This is a genomic window from Haloferula luteola (assembly GCF_014201715.1).
Classification (GTDB): domain Bacteria; phylum Verrucomicrobiota; class Verrucomicrobiia; order Verrucomicrobiales; family Akkermansiaceae; genus Haloferula; species Haloferula luteola.
Map to the genome: position 1 here is coordinate 89,245 of NZ_JACHFD010000015.1, position 15,699 is coordinate 104,943.

General features: G+C 60.6%; 15 protein-coding genes. 11 read left to right on the forward strand and 4 right to left on the reverse strand.

Annotation, left to right across the window (positions count from 1 at the left end):
• Positions 1 to 18: 18 nt before the first annotated feature.
• The 3 genes from alr to HNR46_RS14605 all read left to right on the forward strand — a co-directional run bounded on the left by alr (position 19) and on the right by HNR46_RS14605 (position 4,026).
• Positions 19 to 1,113: an alanine racemase gene (gene alr / locus HNR46_RS14595; protein WP_184020076.1), complete on the forward strand. Its 1,095-nt coding sequence runs from the start codon at positions 19 to 21 to the stop codon at positions 1,111 to 1,113.
• A 7-nt stretch (positions 1,114 to 1,120) separates the two neighbouring features.
• On the forward strand, positions 1,121 to 1,888 hold the full coding sequence (gene fdhD, locus HNR46_RS14600; RefSeq protein WP_184020078.1) for a formate dehydrogenase accessory sulfurtransferase FdhD: 768 nt from the start codon (positions 1,121 to 1,123) through the stop codon (positions 1,886 to 1,888).
• Positions 1,889 to 1,956: 68 nt separating this feature from the next.
• Positions 1,957 to 4,026, forward strand: coding sequence for a prolyl oligopeptidase family serine peptidase (locus HNR46_RS14605; protein WP_184020080.1), 2,070 nt, complete (start codon positions 1,957 to 1,959; stop codon positions 4,024 to 4,026).
• 15 nt (positions 4,027 to 4,041) lie between these two features.
• On the opposite strand, the gene HNR46_RS14610 is transcribed toward HNR46_RS14605, so the two are convergent.
• On the reverse strand, positions 4,042 to 6,255 hold the full coding sequence (locus tag HNR46_RS14610) for an FdhF/YdeP family oxidoreductase (protein ID WP_184020082.1): 2,214 nt from the start codon (positions 6,253 to 6,255) through the stop codon (positions 4,042 to 4,044).
• Between the two features lie 111 nt (positions 6,256 to 6,366).
• Here HNR46_RS14610 and purN point away from each other — a divergent pair, with 111 nt between their 5' ends.
• The 5 genes from purN to argF all read left to right on the forward strand — a co-directional run bounded on the left by purN (position 6,367) and on the right by argF (position 11,155).
• The gene (purN, locus tag HNR46_RS14615) at positions 6,367 to 6,945 is read left to right on the forward strand and encodes a phosphoribosylglycinamide formyltransferase (RefSeq protein WP_184020084.1); all 579 of its coding nucleotides are present in this window, start codon (positions 6,367 to 6,369) and stop codon (positions 6,943 to 6,945) included.
• A 7-nt stretch (positions 6,946 to 6,952) separates the two neighbouring features.
• Complete coding sequence (locus HNR46_RS14620; protein ID WP_184020086.1) at positions 6,953 to 7,858, forward strand: AAA family ATPase; 906 nt, start codon at positions 6,953 to 6,955, stop codon at positions 7,856 to 7,858.
• Between the two features lie 222 nt (positions 7,859 to 8,080).
• Positions 8,081 to 8,977, forward strand: coding sequence for a DMT family transporter (locus tag HNR46_RS14625; RefSeq protein WP_184020088.1), 897 nt, complete (start codon positions 8,081 to 8,083; stop codon positions 8,975 to 8,977).
• Between the two features lie 37 nt (positions 8,978 to 9,014).
• On the forward strand, positions 9,015 to 10,247 hold the full coding sequence (locus HNR46_RS14630; protein WP_184020090.1) for an acetylornithine transaminase: 1,233 nt from the start codon (positions 9,015 to 9,017) through the stop codon (positions 10,245 to 10,247).
• An 11-nt stretch (positions 10,248 to 10,258) separates the two neighbouring features.
• Positions 10,259 to 11,155 carry an ornithine carbamoyltransferase gene (gene argF, locus HNR46_RS14635; RefSeq protein ID WP_184020092.1) on the forward strand — a complete coding sequence of 299 codons (897 nt, stop codon included), beginning with the start codon at positions 10,259 to 10,261 and terminating at the stop codon, positions 11,153 to 11,155.
• Positions 11,156 to 11,221: 66 nt separating this feature from the next.
• On the opposite strand, the gene HNR46_RS14640 is transcribed toward argF, so the two are convergent.
• Positions 11,222 to 12,121: an alpha/beta hydrolase gene (locus HNR46_RS14640; protein WP_184020094.1), complete on the reverse strand. Its 900-nt coding sequence runs from the start codon at positions 12,119 to 12,121 to the stop codon at positions 11,222 to 11,224.
• 21 nt (positions 12,122 to 12,142) lie between these two features.
• A complete protein-coding gene (gene tilS, locus HNR46_RS14645) occupies positions 12,143 to 13,168 on the reverse strand; it encodes a tRNA lysidine(34) synthetase TilS (RefSeq protein ID WP_184020096.1) in 1,026 nt (341 codons plus the stop codon).
• Between the two features lie 2 nt (positions 13,169 to 13,170).
• On the opposite strand from tilS, the gene HNR46_RS14650 reads away from it, so the two are divergent.
• From HNR46_RS14650 to HNR46_RS14660, 3 genes are all read left to right on the forward strand, one after another.
• On the forward strand, positions 13,171 to 13,437 hold the full coding sequence (locus HNR46_RS14650) for a GlsB/YeaQ/YmgE family stress response membrane protein (RefSeq protein WP_184020098.1): 267 nt from the start codon (positions 13,171 to 13,173) through the stop codon (positions 13,435 to 13,437).
• Between the two features lie 137 nt (positions 13,438 to 13,574).
• Entirely contained in the window at positions 13,575 to 14,327 is a 753-nt protein-coding gene (locus HNR46_RS14655; protein WP_184020100.1) for a type II secretion system protein, read from the forward strand.
• Positions 14,328 to 14,670: 343 nt separating this feature from the next.
• A complete protein-coding gene (locus tag HNR46_RS14660; RefSeq protein WP_184020101.1) occupies positions 14,671 to 15,102 on the forward strand; it encodes a hotdog domain-containing protein in 432 nt (143 codons plus the stop codon).
• A 129-nt stretch (positions 15,103 to 15,231) separates the two neighbouring features.
• On the opposite strand, the gene HNR46_RS14665 is transcribed toward HNR46_RS14660, so the two are convergent.
• Positions 15,232 to 15,438, reverse strand: coding sequence for a hypothetical protein (locus HNR46_RS14665; RefSeq protein ID WP_184020102.1), 207 nt, complete (start codon positions 15,436 to 15,438; stop codon positions 15,232 to 15,234).
• Between the last annotated feature and the right edge of the window lie 261 nt (positions 15,439 to 15,699).

Below are 15,699 nucleotides of genomic sequence, written 5' to 3' on the forward strand. Positions count from 1 at the left end.
GCTCCACTTCCCTCGCCCATGGCCCTCCCTTCACCACCTCGCGCGTGGGCGGAAATCGATCTTTCCGCTCTTCAACACAATCTCCAAGTCGCCCGCGAATGCTCCGGATGCGCCGTTATGGCTGTCGTCAAAGCAGGCGCCTACGGCCATGGACTCGAGGAAATCGCCCGTCGCCTCGCCACCGATGAAGTCGCCTTTTTTGGCGTCGCCAACGTCGGCGAAGCCCGTCGCATCGCCGATGCCGGCGTGACCACCCGCATCTACCTTCTCGGTGCTACCTGGGAAGCGGAACGCGCAGAAATCGTCCATCGTGATTGGACCCCCTGCCTTTCCACTCTGTCCGAAGCTCAGCATTTTTCGGATTTGGCGACCGCTGCCGGCAAAACCCTCCGATGCCATCTATCGGTCGATACCGGCATGGGGCGCGGGGGCTTCTTGCCAGATGCTCTCCCCACCCTTCTTCCCAAATTGGAAGCCCTTCCAGGGATCGACATCGAAGGCATCGGCTCCCACCTCCCGAGCGCCGATGAAGACGAAGTTTTCACCCGCCAACAGGTGGCACTCTTTGCCGACACCGTGACTCGGCTCGGCGGATCGTCCCGCTTTCGTTGGATTCATCTCAACAATAGCGCAGGGCTTCTGGGGTACGACCGAGGCCCCTGCAACCTCGCCCGCCCTGGGCTGATGACCTACGGAATCTCTCCGCTTCCCGGATTTGGCGAGCGCCTCCGAAACGTCATGACTCTCAAATCCCGAGTCACCTTGGTCCGCACCCTACCGGCGGGCCACGGAGTGTCGTATGGCCGCTCATTCGTCACCACACGGCCCACCGAAGTCGCCACCGTGGGCATCGGCTATGGCGATGGCTACCCGCGCCACCTCTCCGGCCAAGGCGCCGAAGTGGTGATCCACAGCCAACGATTTCCCGTGCTGGGCCGGGTGACCATGGATCAAATCATGGTCGATGTGACCGGTTCGGGCATCGTGGCTGGAGCGGAAGTGGAACTCTTCGGCCCCCACCTGCGGGTGGATGAACTCGCCACCAAAGCCGGAACCATCGCTTGGGAAATTCTCACCGGCATCACTCCCCGCGTTCTACGCCTCCACCACTGACCCACCCATGGACCGTTCGTTTTCCGCTCGCGCCGCCGATGGCTCGCCCAAGAACGAACGGGTGGCTGTCGAAGAACCTCTCCAAATCACTCTCGACGGCTGCCCCATTGCTGTCGTCATGCGCACTCCCGGCCACGATCTTGACTTGGTCCGCGGTTTCCTCGTCACCGAAGGCATCTTGCCCTCGCTCACGGGCATTCGCCGCATCGACGACGAAGCCGTGCCCAACCATCTTCGAGTCTTTCTTTCCGACGAAGCCGCCTTCGATCCCACCCGGTTGCAGCGGCATCTTTTCAGCGCGTCCTCGTGCGGCATCTGTGGAAAGGCGAGCATCGATCGCATCGTGGCCGATTTTCCCCCGATCCCCCATCCGCCCCGTTTTCCCCCATCTGCTTTGCTGCAAGCCCCCGATCGCCTGCGCGCCGCTCAAACCACCTTCGCCACGACCGGAGGCCTTCACGGGGTCGGCCTCTTTGAGGCCTCCGGCAGCCTGCTCGCCTGTCGCGAGGACATCGGCCGCCATAACGCAGTCGATAAACTGATCGGACACGCCCTCGCTCATGAGCTGCCCCTCGCAGAGTCCTTCTTGCTGGTCTCAGGGCGGGTATCCTTCGAAATCATGCAGAAGGCGCTTGGTGCCCGCATTCCTCTGGTCGCGGCCATTTCCGCGCCTTCCTCCCTGGCGATCGAATTTGCCCAAGCCTCCGGCCAGAGCTTGGTCGGATTCCTGCGCCCGCCCCGCTTCAACGTCTACGCGGGCGAACTTCGGGACTGAATGAGGCTTTTCCGACAAGATCCCGGCGATCTGGCCGTTACCCTGCTTGTCGAACGCATCTTCAACCCATGCTTGTGCCCCTTCTTGCCCTCTCTGCCGCCCTCCACTACCCCGAAACCTCATCCACCGACCTCGTAGAAACGCTTCATGGCGTGAAAGTCGCGGACCCTTACCGCTGGCTCGAGGACGACCAATCCGCCGAAACTCGGGCCTGGGTGAAAGCCGAAAACCAGGTCACCTTCGGATATCTGGAGAAACTTCCCGAACGCGAGCCGATCGCCCATCGCCTCTCCCAACTTTGGAACTTTGAACGCTTCGGCATGCCCGAAGAACATGGCGGCAGTTGGTTTTTCACCCATAACACCGGCCTTCAAAACCAAAGCGTGCTGATGACCGCCTCGGCTCTCGATGCGGAGCCGAGAGTCCTGATGGACCCCAACTCCCTCTCCGAGGATGGCACCGTTTCGCTTTCCCGCTGGCAGCCGAGCCGCGACGGAAAACTCCTCGCTTGGTCGATTTCCCGCGGCGGCAGCGACTGGCATGAAATTCACGTCCGTGACGTCGCCACCGGCAAAGATCGTGACGACCTCCTCAAGTGGGTGAAGTTTAGCGGCCTCTCCTGGGCTCCTGATGGAAGCGGCTTCTACTACAGCCGCTATCCTCAACCCGAGGGCGATGCCGCTCTCACCGAGCGCAACCGCAACCACAAGGTCTACTTCCACACTCTCGGCCAGTCCCAGGAAGAAGACCGACTCATCTATCAACGCGAAGACCAACCCGACTGGAACCTCTCCGCCTTCGTCACCGATGACGGCGGCTACCTCCTCATCAACATCTACGACGGCACCTCTACGGACAACCGCGTCGTCTATCAGAAACTCTCCGGCAGCGAGCCCGTCGAGCTCCTCCCTGAAGGAGATGCCGCCTATCATTTCGTCGGTAACCTCGGTGGAACCTTTTATTTCCTCACCAACCTCGACGCCCCGCGCTATCGCATCGTCTCCATCGATACCGAGAATCCGGCCCGCGAAAACTGGAAGGAAATCATCCCGCAAACCGACAACCTCCTAGAAGAAGCTTCCATGATCGGAGGCAAGCTGATCTGCAGCTACCTTGTCGATGCCCACACCGAAATCGCCCTCCACGGTCTCGATGGCTCGGCAGCGGGCAAAGTCGACCTTCCCGGCATCGGCACGGCAGGCGGATTCCACGGCCGCCAGGAGGACACTTCCACCTACTATGGGTTTAGCAGTTTCACCGACCCTGGAGCGATCTATCACTACGACATCTCCACCGGAAAAAGCGAGCTTTGGAAAAGCCCTGAGATCGACTTCCAAGGGGCGGACTATGAAACCCACGAAGTCTTCGTCCCTAGCAAGGACGGCACCAAGGTTCCCGTCTTCCTCGTTCACAAAAAGGGCATCCAGCTCGATGGCTCCCATCGCACCCTCCTCTACGGCTACGGCGGCTTCAACATCCCCATGACGCCAGGCTTCTCCGTCAGCCGCGCCGTCTGGTTGGAACGCGGAGGAGTCCTCGCCGTCGCCTGCATCCGCGGGGGAGGAGAATACGGCAAAGACTGGCACGAATCCGCCATCCGGCTGAAAAAGCAGACCAGCTACGACGACTTCCAAGCCGTCGCTGAGTGGCTGATCGCGCAGAAATACTGCACCTCCTCCACATTAGGCATCCAAGGCGGCAGCAATGGCGGCCTGCTGGTGGGAGCCTGCATGACCCAGCGCCCCGACCTCTTTGGGGCCTGTTTGCCAGCCGTCGGAGTGATGGACCTCCTGCGCTTCCACAAGTTCACCATCGGCTGGGCTTGGAAGCGCGACTACGGTGACCCTGAAGATCCGGCAGAATTCGCCAACCTCCTCAAGATTTCTCCCTACCATAACCTCAAGCCGGGCACCCGCTACCCGGCGACCCTCGTCACCACGGCTGACCACGACGATCGAGTCGTTCCTGCCCACAGCTTCAAATTTGCCGCCCGCCTCCAGGCGTGCCAGGCCGAAGACGGCCCCCCTGTCCTCATCCGCATCGAAACCAGCGCTGGCCACGGAGCTGGAACCGCTCTCGACAAGGTGATCCAGATCGCGGCCGATCAGTGGGCATTCATCGAGGCCAACCTCCACTGATTTCTCCAGCGAATCTCACATCCCTTCGATTTCCACCGCCACGGCCTTGCTGGTGGGCGTGTTGCTCTCGCGAGCCACGCTGCCCACCGGCACCAACTCATTGGCCTCTGGAAAATAGGCCGCCGCCATCCCGCGCGGCATCTCATAGGGCACCGCCAAAAACCCCTCCAGACAGCGTCTCCGCCCTCCCTCATCGTTGGTGACCCGCACCGGCTGCATCGGACGAATCCCACGCACCTTCAAATCGTCTGGATTCACCAACACCATCCGTCGCCCATGAGAAATGCCCCGATAGCGGTCATCCATCCCATACACGGTGGTATTGAACTGATCATGGCTGCGTAACGTCTGTAGGATCAGCCGACCCTCTCCTGGATCAAAAGCATCCAATTCCGCCGCCGCAAACTCCGCCTTCCCGGATGCGGTATCCCACACCCGTTGTTTGGCTGCATTCGGCAGGTAGAATCCACCCGGCACAACCACCCGTTGATTGTAACTCTCGAACCCTGGCACCACGGCTTCGATCCCATCACGGATCCGATCGTAGTCCTCTGCCAACCACCGCCAGCGAATCCGTCCCACATCGCCGACCACCGCCTCCGCCGCGCGCGCAACGATCTCAGGCTCCGACAACATGGATTTCGACATCGGTGGCAGCTTCCCTTGCGACATCTGCACGACTCCCATCGAGTTTTCGCAACTCACCCAACGCCCCCCATCGTCATCGCTCCGTCCCAAGCACGGTAGAATCAGAGCACGACGCCCGTGAACCAAATGACTTCGATTTAGCTTAGTCGAAACATGGCAGGTGAGCCGACACCTTCGTAGCGCCTCCGCCGTGAATGCTCGATCCGGCGTCGCTTGGGCGAAGTTCCCACCCAGACCGAAAAACACCTTCGCCTCACCCCGGTGCATCGCCAAAATCGAATCCACCGTGTCATGCCCTTGCTTTCGCGGGCTCACCAGGCCCGACCATTGGTCCAGCGCCGACAAAAAACCCTCCGGCATTCTCTCCCAAATACCCACCGTCCGGTCTCCCTGCACGTTGCTGTGCCCACGAACCGGACAGAGCCCAGCCCCGGGACGGCCGATCGCTCCCAGCATCAAGTGCACATTCACCACCTCCCGGATCGTCGCCACCGCATTCCGGTGCTGCGTCAATCCCATCGCCCAACAGGTGATGACCTTGCGCTCCCCGGAAGCCAGCAACTCGGCAAACTCATGGATCTCCCTCCGCGAGATGCCCGACAACGCCTCAATCCGCGGCCACGGCGTCGCGTCCACCACCGCACGATACGCTTCATACCCCTGAGTATGGGCGGCCACGAAACTCTCCTCCGCGGCCAAACACTTCGCCACCCCTCGGAACAAGGCCATGTCCCCGTTCACTCGAACCTGCAGGTAGGTCGAAGCCAAGCGCGTCGCCCACCCCATCATACCTGCCACCGTCTGCGGGTGGGCAAATCCTTGCAGACCTGCTTCCTTCAACGGATTCACGGCCACGAGGCGCGTCCCCTTCTTCACCGCCTCCTGCAAAGTCCCGAGCATCCGCGGATGATTAGTGCCCGGATTCTGGCCGACACACACCACCACCTCCGCTTCCAAGAAATCATCCAAGGTCACCGTGCCCTTGCCCACTCCGATCGCCTGCTTGAGCGCCGTCCCGCTCGACTCATGACACATGTTCGAGCAATCCGGGAGGTTGTTCGTCCCAAAGGCTCGCGCAAACAATTGATACAGAAAAGCCGCCTCATTGCTGGCCCGTCCTGAAGTGTAAAAAATCGCCTCATCCGGTGACTCCAATCTCTTCAACTCCTCCGCGAGGACGTCAAAGGCCTCCTCCCAACTCACCGGAACATAATGCGTCGCGCCCTCCTCCAAAATCATCGGCTCCGCCAAACGGCCTTGTCGGTCGTGCCACGCATCCTCCTGCTCCGCCAGCTCGGCCACGGAATGCTGTGCGAAAAACTCCCGCCCGATTGTTTGCCGCATCGCCTCCGAGGCCAGCGCCTTGGCCCCATTTTCACAAAACTCCGCCGCCGCTCGCCCCCCATCCGGATCCGGCCACGCGCAACTCGGGCAGTCAAATCCTCCCATTTGATTCATTGCCAACAAGCCACGCGCTCCTCGCACCATACCATCACGCCCCACCACCTGCTTCATCGAAACCGCCACTGCCGGCAATCCCGCCGCCCATTGCTTGGGCTCCTTCACGCTGATCTCCTCCATTCCCAGCAGCTTAGGGAGGAATCCTCCGCCATCCACCTCGAACTTGCCGCCTTCTTCCTCAGCGAATTTTTGAACTTCGCCCGAGCCGAGTCCACCGCCTAGCTTCCCGCCATGCGCATTGGAATCCTTGGCTCCGGCTCTGGCTCGAACCTGCAGGCCATCATCGACGCGATCGAGGCCGGCACCCTCGATGCCACCTTGGCTCTCGTCCTGTCCGACGTCCCGGACGCTTTCATCCTCGAGCGAGCCCGCCGCCATGGCATTCCCACCGGAGTGATCGATTGCCACGGGTTCAAAACCAAATTTCCGCTCGAATCCCAGTTTCAAACCGCAGCCGATCTCAAATCAGCCGATTGCGATCTCATCTGCCTCGCCGGGTTCATGCGCCTCGTCAAAGACCCCTTGTTGAAGGCTTTTCCCCAATCGATCCTCAATATCCACCCCTCCCTCCTTCCCGCCTTTCCCGGAATCGCAGCATGGCGCCAGGCACTCGATGCCGGAGTCTCCGAAACCGGCTGCACCGTTCACCACGTCGATGCCGGGATGGATACCGGCCCGATTCTCCTCCAAGCCAAAGTTCCCATCCTGGCCGACGACACCGCCGAGTCCCTCCACGCCCGCATTCAGGTCGAAGAGCATCGCCTCTATCCCGAAGCCATCCGCCTCCTCCTCAAACAGCGCGTCCACTAAACCCGGCATGGATCGACTCCGCCCGCTCCACGATCGACTCGTTTCCACCGTCCTCGGGTCGGAAGACGCTGCCGACCAGTTGCTCATCGCACTTCTGGCTCGCGGACACGTCCTGATCGAAGGCCCACCAGGGATCGGCAAAACCTCCCTTGCCCACACCCTCGCCAGCTCCATCGGAGGCAGCTTCAAACGCGTCCAGTTCACACCCGACCTGCTTCCCGCCGACCTCCTCGGCCATTCACTTTACCGCATGGACCGCGGCCAATTCGAATTCATCCCCGGTCCCGTCTTCACCCACTGCCTCCTGGCGGACGAAATCAACCGCACCTCGCCTCGCGTCCAAAGCGCCTTGCTCGAGTGCATGAACGAACACCGGGTCACCCTGGATGGAGTCACCCGCCCCCTGCCCGATCCGTTCTTCGTCATCGCCACCCGCAATGATGCCGATCGCCACGGCACCTTCCCCATGCCCGAGCCCCAACTCGATCGGTTCTTGCTGTCGATTCGGATGGAGCTCCCCAGTGAAGCCACCCAGAAAAAAATCCTTCTCGAACACGCTTCCGGGACCCTCACCTCGCCCTTGGATCCCTTACTCACCCCCGAGGAAATCCTCGGCATTCAGCGTGCCGCCGCCCAAGTGCCACTCTCCGAGAACGTCGCGGGCTACATCGTCGGCCTTTGTGAAAGCCTCCGGCGATTGGCGGGTGGCGATGCCGCCGTCTCCGTGCGCGCATCACTCGCCCTGATGCAAGCGGCCCGAGCTGCTGCATGCCTCAGCCAATCTGCAGCCGTGCATCCCGATCACGTGCAGCAAGTTTTCCCAGCAGTACTGCGCCATCGACTCCTGCCAGCAGATGGCTCCGATTCCCAACCTCTCGTCCTTTCCGCTCTGGAAACCACCCCGGTTCCATAAATCGATCGGACTCTGCACTTGCCATCGCCTCCATCCGCCCGTAGGGATCAGCCCTCTTGACCGCAAAACGTCATCTCCGTCGAATCGCAGCCCGCGCCCTCTGGCTCGGGCCTGCCGGCGTGTGATGAAGTTGCGAAACGAACGAACCTTCACCCCTCCCCGGCACCCTATGGCTGCCGGGTTTTTGTTTTCCCGACCGGCCATCGCGGTGCCACCGCTGCCATGACCACCAGTCCGTCCGAGAAAACCGGCATCACCCTGATGCTAGGTTCCGTCGTCGCCTTCGCCGTGAATACCCTGATGATTCGCGGTCTGTCGCTTGCCGTACCTGCTGCCGATGGCTGGGTCGCCTCCTTGTTTCGCGGTGTCGTTGGCATGCTCATCGTCACCGCCTTTTTCATCGGCAAAGGTTTCCAGCCCAAAAACCTCTTCACCCGGCCCCTGCTCATCGCCCGCGGTCTCATTGGCGGCTTCGGAATCCTCGCCTTCTATATCACCGTCGTCCACCTCGGTGCCGGCCGGGCCGTGATCATCAACCTCAGCTACCCGATCTTTGGCTGTCTGTTTGCCTCACTGTGGCTGAAGGAAACCCTGCCACTCCGATCGTGGGCCTGGATGGGTGCCGGCTTCGTGGGACTGCTCGTCTTTCTCGGCTTCGGTCTCGAACACCCCGTCGGCCGCTATGACCTCCTTGCCCTCGCTGGTGCCGTTGCGGCAGGCATCGTCATCACCCTGATCCGGCAACTCCGCCATACCGAACACACCGCCACCATCTACGCATCGCAGTGCCTCGCCAGCGCCCTCTTCGCCGCCCTCCCCGCGGCCCAACCCGCTTCCACCCTACCACCGACTGCTCTGCTCATCATGACCGTGGCCGCCGTCCTTGTCGGCCTCGCCCAGCTCTCGATGACCCACGCCTATCGCAGCCTCTCGGTAGCGAGAGGTTCCTCCATTCAGATGATTCTCCCCCTGGTCACCGCCCTCGGCGGTTGGGCCTTCTTTGACGAAACTTTCACTCTCCTCGAAATCGCCGGTGGGGCGTTGACTCTCCTCGCCACTTGGCGGGTGGTCGCCACACCCAAACTCATCATTCCACAGCCCCTCAAGGCAGCGGCTTGAAATATCCGCACGAACCGCATACACCCCGCCCTTTCCCATGTCCTCGATTCTTTCTACCTACGGCCGCTTCCCGCTCACCCTTGTCCAAGGACAGGGAACTCGCGTGCAAGACGACCAAGGTCGGAGCTACCTCGACTTCTGCTCCGGCATCGCAGTTTGCTCCCTCGGACATTCGCCTAAAGTGCTCGTCGATGCCATTTCCCAGCAAGCCGCCACCCTCATTCATTGCTGCAACCTCTATCACATTCCGCAGCAGGAAGAACTCGCCCGCTGCATCGTCGAGGAACACGTCAAGCTCCCCGGAAAAGTCTTCTTTTCCAACTCCGGAGCCGAATCCAATGACGGTCTCATCAAATCCGCGCGGCGCTTCGGGCATGCCCGGCCTCAAGCCGACGGCACTCCCCGCTATGAGGTGGTAAGCTTCCTCAAATCCTTTCACGGCCGAACCCTCGGCGGCATCAATGCCACCGGACAGGACAAGGTCAAAGAAGGCTTCGATCCGATGCTTCCAGGATTTCGGCACGTCCCTTTCAATGACCTCGAGGCTCTTGAGGCGGCCATTCAATCGTCCACCGCAGCCATCCTTCTTGAACCCATTCAAGGCGAGGGCGGCGTCCATGTCGCAACCCCGGAATTCCTCCGCGGAGTCAAGGCACTGTGTGAAAAACACGACCTGCTCCTGCTCCTCGACGAGGTCCAAACCGGTTTCGGCCGCTGCGGCGACCCGATGGCTTGGCGCGAGATCGTCCCCGAGCTTGCGCCCGATGGCATCAGTTGGGCCAAAGGCCTCGGCGGGGGCTTCCCCATCGGAGCTTTCTGGCTCTCCGACCGGCTCATTGATGGCGACCAACCCCTCTCGTCCCTGATGGGGCCGGGCTCCCATGGCACCACCTACGGGGGCAGCCCGCTCGCCTGCGCAGCCGCTCTCGCGGTGTTGCGGGAAATCCAGACCCTCAACCTCATCGAAAACGTGCGTGCTCGGGAGGCTCAGATTCGCGAAACCGTCGCCTCCTGGAACCACCCGTTGATCACAGACGTTCGCGGCGTCGGCCTCCTGCTCGGGATCGGCCTCGACACCACCAAAATGCAGGTACCCGAAGGCAAACTGCCCGCCATTTATCTCTCTGCTGAGTTGATCTCCCACGGATTGCTCGCCCCTCCTGCCGGCCCCGAAACCCTGCGCCTCCTCCCACCCCTCAACGTCTCCGAAGACGAAGTGGCCGAGGCTCTGGAAATCGTCCGGACCACTCTCGACTCCCTGAAGAACTGACTCCCGCACCCATGAAGCATCTCCTCACCATCGAAGAACTCTCCGAGAAAGAGATCCTCCACCTGCTCGAAAGCGCCGAGCTGATCAAACGGCAGCGCGGTCGGGAAGGACAGCCGCTCAAAGGTCAAACTTGGGCGATGATCTTCACCAAGTCGTCGACTCGCACCCGGGTTTCCTTCGAAGTCGGCATCCGCGAACTCGGGGGTTCGCCGATGTTCCTTTCCAAAAACGACATCCAGCTGGGTCGCGGCGAACCCATCATCGACACCGCGCGCGTCCTCGGCCGCATGGTGCACGGCGCCGTCATCCGGACCTTCGCCCAGCAAGACGTCGTCGACTTTGCCGAATATTCAGGCATCCCCACCATCAACGCCCTCACCGACGATGAGCATCCCTGCCAAATCCTCGCCGACCTCCTCACCGTGCGCGAAAAGCTCGGCGGTTGGGATGGCAAGAAAGTGGCTTGGGTCGGCGACGGTTTCTCCAACATGACCATCTCCTGGATGTGGGCCGCCAAAAAGCTCGGCTTCGAATTTGTCGTCGCTTGCCCGGAATCCTATGCCCCGCCTGCTGAGTTTCTCGACAAGCTCAGTGCCCCCAACGTTCGGGTCACCGGAGATCCGGCTGAGGCCGTCGAGAGCGCCCACGTCATCAATACCGATGTCTGGCTCTCCATGGGACAAGAAGGCCAGGCGGAGAAAGAGGCCGCCTTCGGCCCCTATCAGGTCAACGACTCGCTTTTGGCCAGCGCTGCCAGCGGTCACATCGTCCTGCACTGCCTTCCCGCATACCGCGGAAAGGAAATCACGGAAGAAGTTCTGGAAGCCCACGCCGGAACCATCTTCCAACAGGCCGAAAACCGCCTCCATGCCCAAAAGGCCGTGTTGGCAGCCATCGCCAAGAGCTAAGGCCCATCCGTCCGGATCGTTTTCCATGCGGTGGCGGACTCTCCGCCACCGCATGCATAGCGCTCCTCAGAGATGCTTTTCGCTCTGCCGCTTCAGCCACGCTTCCAAAAGCCCCGGCCATTGCTGAAGCTCTCCTTTCCCCTTCAGCCCATACCCATGGCCCCCTTCTTCAAAAAGGTGTAGGCTCGCAGGGACTCCCGCAGCCTTGCAGGCCTCAGCAAAGCGCAGGCTGTTGCGGCAATCGACCATATCGTCTGAGGTCGTCAGCAAAAAACACGGCGGAGTCGCTCCCGACACCTGACGCTCCGTCGACAGCGCCTCCATTTTCTCTTCCGTTGGGTTCTCCCCCAGCAGGCGACGCTTCGATCCCACATGAGTCTCCGGACCCATCGTGATCACCGGATAAATCAACACCGCGAAATCCGGGCGGCAATTCTGAGCATCGATCGCATCGCTCGTCTCCTGATCAAAAGTATCGGCGAAACGCGTGGCACACGTGCTCGCCAGATGTCCGCCAGCCGACGAACCCATCACGCCCACGGATTTGACCCCCAGCGTGCCCGCCAACGAACGCATCGTTCGAATGGCCCGGCGCGCATCCAAAAATGGCACAGGATAGCCATATCCGAGGGCGTCATTTCCCGTCACTCGATACTTCACCACCATCGCGCTGATCCCCCTCTCATTCAGCCATTGCGCCAACTGGTGGCCTTCATGGTCCATCGCCAGCACCGTGTAGCCGCCCCCAGGGAAAATCACCACACCCTGCCCCGTCCGCTTCTCCTTTGGGGCCGGATAAAGGAAATACTCAGGTTGCTCAATGTCCGTCCAATGCCCTCCGTCCTGCCTCTCGGTTCCCGCAGCCGGACGTGCCGCACCCGGGGCGTCGCCGGGCCAAAGAGGTTGCCAGTCGCCCCATGCCGCCGACACCACCATCAACATCAATCCGAATATCAGTCGCATCATGCCCAACATCCAAACAGCCTCTCACTCGACCCACAACCTTCCTTCTTTGCGGCGCATCATTCGCCCCCCTGGCAGAGGAACTCTTGAGGCCCCCTTCTCCTCCAGCATCCCCACCACACGGCCCACCACCGCGCGGTCCACCCCAGAAAGCCCCCGGGCCACCAAATAGCGATACACGCATGCTCCCCGCAACGCTGGCGGCAAACAGCGCAGCCGCCCCGCATGCAAACGCCCCTGCGGATCGACCGCCCCTGCCTGCTCGACCGCCCAGGCTTCAATCTCTCTCAACTCTTCATCGCCCCGCAGGGCTCGGCACAACGCCTCCACCGGATCTCGCCGAATGATCGACTCTGCCAACGGCAATAGCTCGTTCCTCAACCGATTGCGCACCGCAATCGGCTCCCCATTCGTTCCATCTTCCCGCCAAATCAGCCCTCTCGAACGAAGCCAGGCTCGCAATTCTGCCCTTCGGCATCCCAGCAACGGCCGAATCCATTCCAGCGTCCCTCCTCCCACCTCCCAAATCTGGACCTCCTTCATCGCCGAAACTCCCCGACTCCCCCGCAACAGATGCCACAAGGCCGTTTCCGCCTGATCATCGGCGTGATGCCCCAAAATCACCCGGGGCGCCTCCCATCGAATCGCGCACTCCTCAAAGAATTGCCTGCGCGCCTCCCGGGCCACCGTTTCCATCGACCCCTCCCGCCCCTTCCACTTCGCTCCATCCCATCTCCCCTCTTCGAACGCACAACCCAACGCATGGGCGAGCGCCTCCACAAACTCACGATCCCCCACCGATTCCTGACCTCGGAGACCGTGATCCAAATGGCACACCACCAAATCTTCAAAACCAGCCTCCTTCAGACCATGAAGCAATGCCACCGAGTCCGCCCCACCCGACACTCCGACCAAATACCGGAGATCCTTTCGAGCCTTCTTGAACCAAGATGAGCCGACCAGCATCCACTCAACCTCACTCAGCTCCCTCTCCCACGACAAGCCTGCATCTTCCTCCTCGACTCCCAGACCCGCTCGCCCCATATCCATTCATGGATCGTTGGATGGGGTGGATCATCCTCTGCATCATCTCCGGGCTTGCCGCCCGTATGGTGGTGCCAGGAAACGAAAAAGGAGGTTGGGGAAAAACCCTCATCCTGGGCCTCCTCGGCACTCTCGTTGGCGGCTGGATCGCTCACGGCAAGCACCTTATCCTCTTCCCCTCATTTGGCCATTGGTACCCAAGCCTCCCCGCCCTCGCTTCTTCGATCCTCGGGGCGATCGTCGTCCTCCTATTTTGGAAACTCGTCCGAAGGTAAGGCACTCACCGTGGATCTTTCTCCTTGCGCGCATCTCCCCCTGGCATAGCGTTCTCTGACTCGGTTTCGTCAGAATCTGAGTCGCATAATAACCGGGGCCTTTCCGCCCCAAATCATAACCATAAATCGATAAAACCATGAAAATGAACAAGTCGCACCGCCGCGGCTTCACACTTGTGGAGCTTCTGGTGGTCATCGTGATCATTGCGGCCCTCGCGGGCCTTTCCGCACCGATGGTGCTCCGCCAGCGCAAAGCCGCTGACCGCACCCAAGCGATCAACAATGCCAAGCAAGTCGGCATGTACCTCATCGAGTTCGACCAAGAATTCGGTTCGTTCCCGGACAACAACACGGCTCAGGATGTCAAGGACTCCACCGGCAGCAGCCTCGACTTCTCCGGCAACAAGTCCAACGACTACTTCCGCCAACTCATCGCCTACGGCGCCGACAACGAAGACATCTTCTACACCAAGACGCCTTACACCCGGAAGCCCGACAAAAACCTCGAGCCCGGCAAAGCCCTTTCACAGGGTGAGGTTGGCTTTGGTTACGTCATGCTCGATGCCACCACAGGTCAAAACAGCACCGGTAACTCGAACCGTCCGGTTCTTGCCACCCCACTTCTGGATGCCCAAACCAACTGGACCTTCGACATGGGCCCATACGGGGGTAAGGCCGTGATCCTCCGCCTCGACAACAGCGTCGAAGCTCCGATCATCCGCGAAACCGACAACAACGTCACCGTGGGTGGTGGTAAGACCCTCCAGAAAAACGGCAAAGGCACCGTCTGGGGTAGCGTCCAACCCGTCATCAAAGGCCCCGATGCTGGTGGCGTGGGCAGTGGCACCACCACCACGACGACCGACAGCGCAGACGACCTCGAGCTCTGATTCCAGAGCGTTCAGGATTCGATCATTCAACCGGAAGGCATCCGCCTTCCGGTTTTTTTGTGCCCTTCAACGATCGCTCCCTCACGGTTTTCCGCTTCCCTAATTGGCAGCGACATCCTATCACCAGCGGCCATGACTCGCCCGCAGATCGAACTGAGCATCAAACTCTTCATCGTGCTCCTGATCACCGCCTTCATCGGAGCCTCCATTCACGTGCTTCGCATGCTCGGATTCGCCTGATTTTCAGGCCCCATCCCGACCTTCTTCCCTGCCCCGTTCAAACACGGAAATTTTCGACTCCGGCCCCGTCCCGGAGTCTTTCCATTGGAGCCCTGAAGCCCTCGTGAACACTCCCGCTATCGAGATCCAACATCTCGTCGAGTTTCACGAAACCGACATGGCGGGAATCGTCCATTTCTCCAACTTCTTTCGCTACATGGAGAAATGCGAGCACGCCCTCGCTCGTCAGCTTGACCCCACCGGTACCCATTTTTCACCGGAATCGGAATCCCTCTGGCCCCGAGTTCACGCCAGCTGTGACTTTCATTCCCCAGCCCGGTTCGGTGACATCCTGATCATTCGCCAATTCGTCACTCGAATCGGCGACCGATCCATCACCTATCGCTTCGAAATACAAGAGAAGGCTCATCTGTGCATGGTCGCTACAGGTCAACTTGTGCTCGCCCATGCCAAAAAAGTTCACGGCGTTCTCCAGCCTCAACCACTCCCCGATGCCATTCGGTCCCTGCTGGAGCCCTTAAGAATCGATCATTGATGCCGCTCTCTGACGCGTCCACGCTCGAAGGCCACGCTCCACGGAAAAGGCCCAAAGCCCCCCTCCCCTGACACTCAACGCTTTCCTATTAAGCAGGAGTGAATAGAGACGACAGGGGTCTCGCAGCTCTCATCTGCGCTCTCCTCCCCATCGACTAGGTCGGGCGAGCTTGGTGCGGATTCCCTCTCTCTCCACCAGATGGCTTCTCTCGTCGCTGTCTTGCCGGTCTTCATCCTTCACCCCGGCCAGACTCACTCCCATGAGCCCGAGGCTCACCCAGGCTGGGATCTTCAACGAATCTCCGGCCTGCAAAGGTTCCTCGATCTTGCCGCGCATCACAGATCTCAAATCCTTATCTTCTTGTCCTTTCCTGTCATTCTTCGGTGAGGGAGCAGGATCGCAGAGGGTTCATTTCCTTGATTCCTTGGGGAAGAACTTCATTTCAATGGGTTACGACAGCTTTCCTGGTTGACCGGATTTCTGATTCGAGATAAGTGTCTAATAGACCGATTGCCAAAAGTTCTTTCCGCTATGGGGAGTGGGTGCGGCAGACCGAACGCATGAGATCCGGGCGCTTGAGCAGATCCCGGATGGACT

Coding starts and splice junctions, on each gene's coding strand:
- HNR46_RS14625 (WP_184020088.1), top strand. CDS start 8,081: ATGACCACCAGTCCGTCCGAGAAAACCGGCATCACCCTGATGCTAGGT.
- HNR46_RS14650 (WP_184020098.1), top strand. CDS start 13,171: ATGGATCGTTGGATGGGGTGGATCATCCTCTGCATCATCTCCGGGCTT.
- alr (WP_184020076.1), top strand. CDS start 19: ATGGCCCTCCCTTCACCACCTCGCGCGTGGGCGGAAATCGATCTTTCC.
- HNR46_RS14605 (WP_184020080.1), top strand. CDS start 1,957: ATGCTTGTGCCCCTTCTTGCCCTCTCTGCCGCCCTCCACTACCCCGAA.
- tilS (WP_184020096.1), bottom strand. CDS start 13,168: ATGGATATGGGGCGAGCGGGTCTGGGAGTCGAGGAGGAAGATGCAGGC.
- HNR46_RS14640 (WP_184020094.1), bottom strand. CDS start 12,121: ATGATGCGACTGATATTCGGATTGATGTTGATGGTGGTGTCGGCGGCA.
- HNR46_RS14655 (WP_184020100.1), top strand. CDS start 13,575: ATGAAAATGAACAAGTCGCACCGCCGCGGCTTCACACTTGTGGAGCTT.
- purN (WP_184020084.1), top strand. CDS start 6,367: ATGCGCATTGGAATCCTTGGCTCCGGCTCTGGCTCGAACCTGCAGGCC.
- argF (WP_184020092.1), top strand. CDS start 10,259: ATGAAGCATCTCCTCACCATCGAAGAACTCTCCGAGAAAGAGATCCTC.
- HNR46_RS14665 (WP_184020102.1), bottom strand. CDS start 15,438: ATGCGCGGCAAGATCGAGGAACCTTTGCAGGCCGGAGATTCGTTGAAG.
- HNR46_RS14620 (WP_184020086.1), top strand. CDS start 6,953: ATGGATCGACTCCGCCCGCTCCACGATCGACTCGTTTCCACCGTCCTC.
- HNR46_RS14630 (WP_184020090.1), top strand. CDS start 9,015: ATGTCCTCGATTCTTTCTACCTACGGCCGCTTCCCGCTCACCCTTGTC.
- HNR46_RS14610 (WP_184020082.1), bottom strand. CDS start 6,255: ATGGAGGAGATCAGCGTGAAGGAGCCCAAGCAATGGGCGGCGGGATTG.
- fdhD (WP_184020078.1), top strand. CDS start 1,121: ATGGACCGTTCGTTTTCCGCTCGCGCCGCCGATGGCTCGCCCAAGAAC.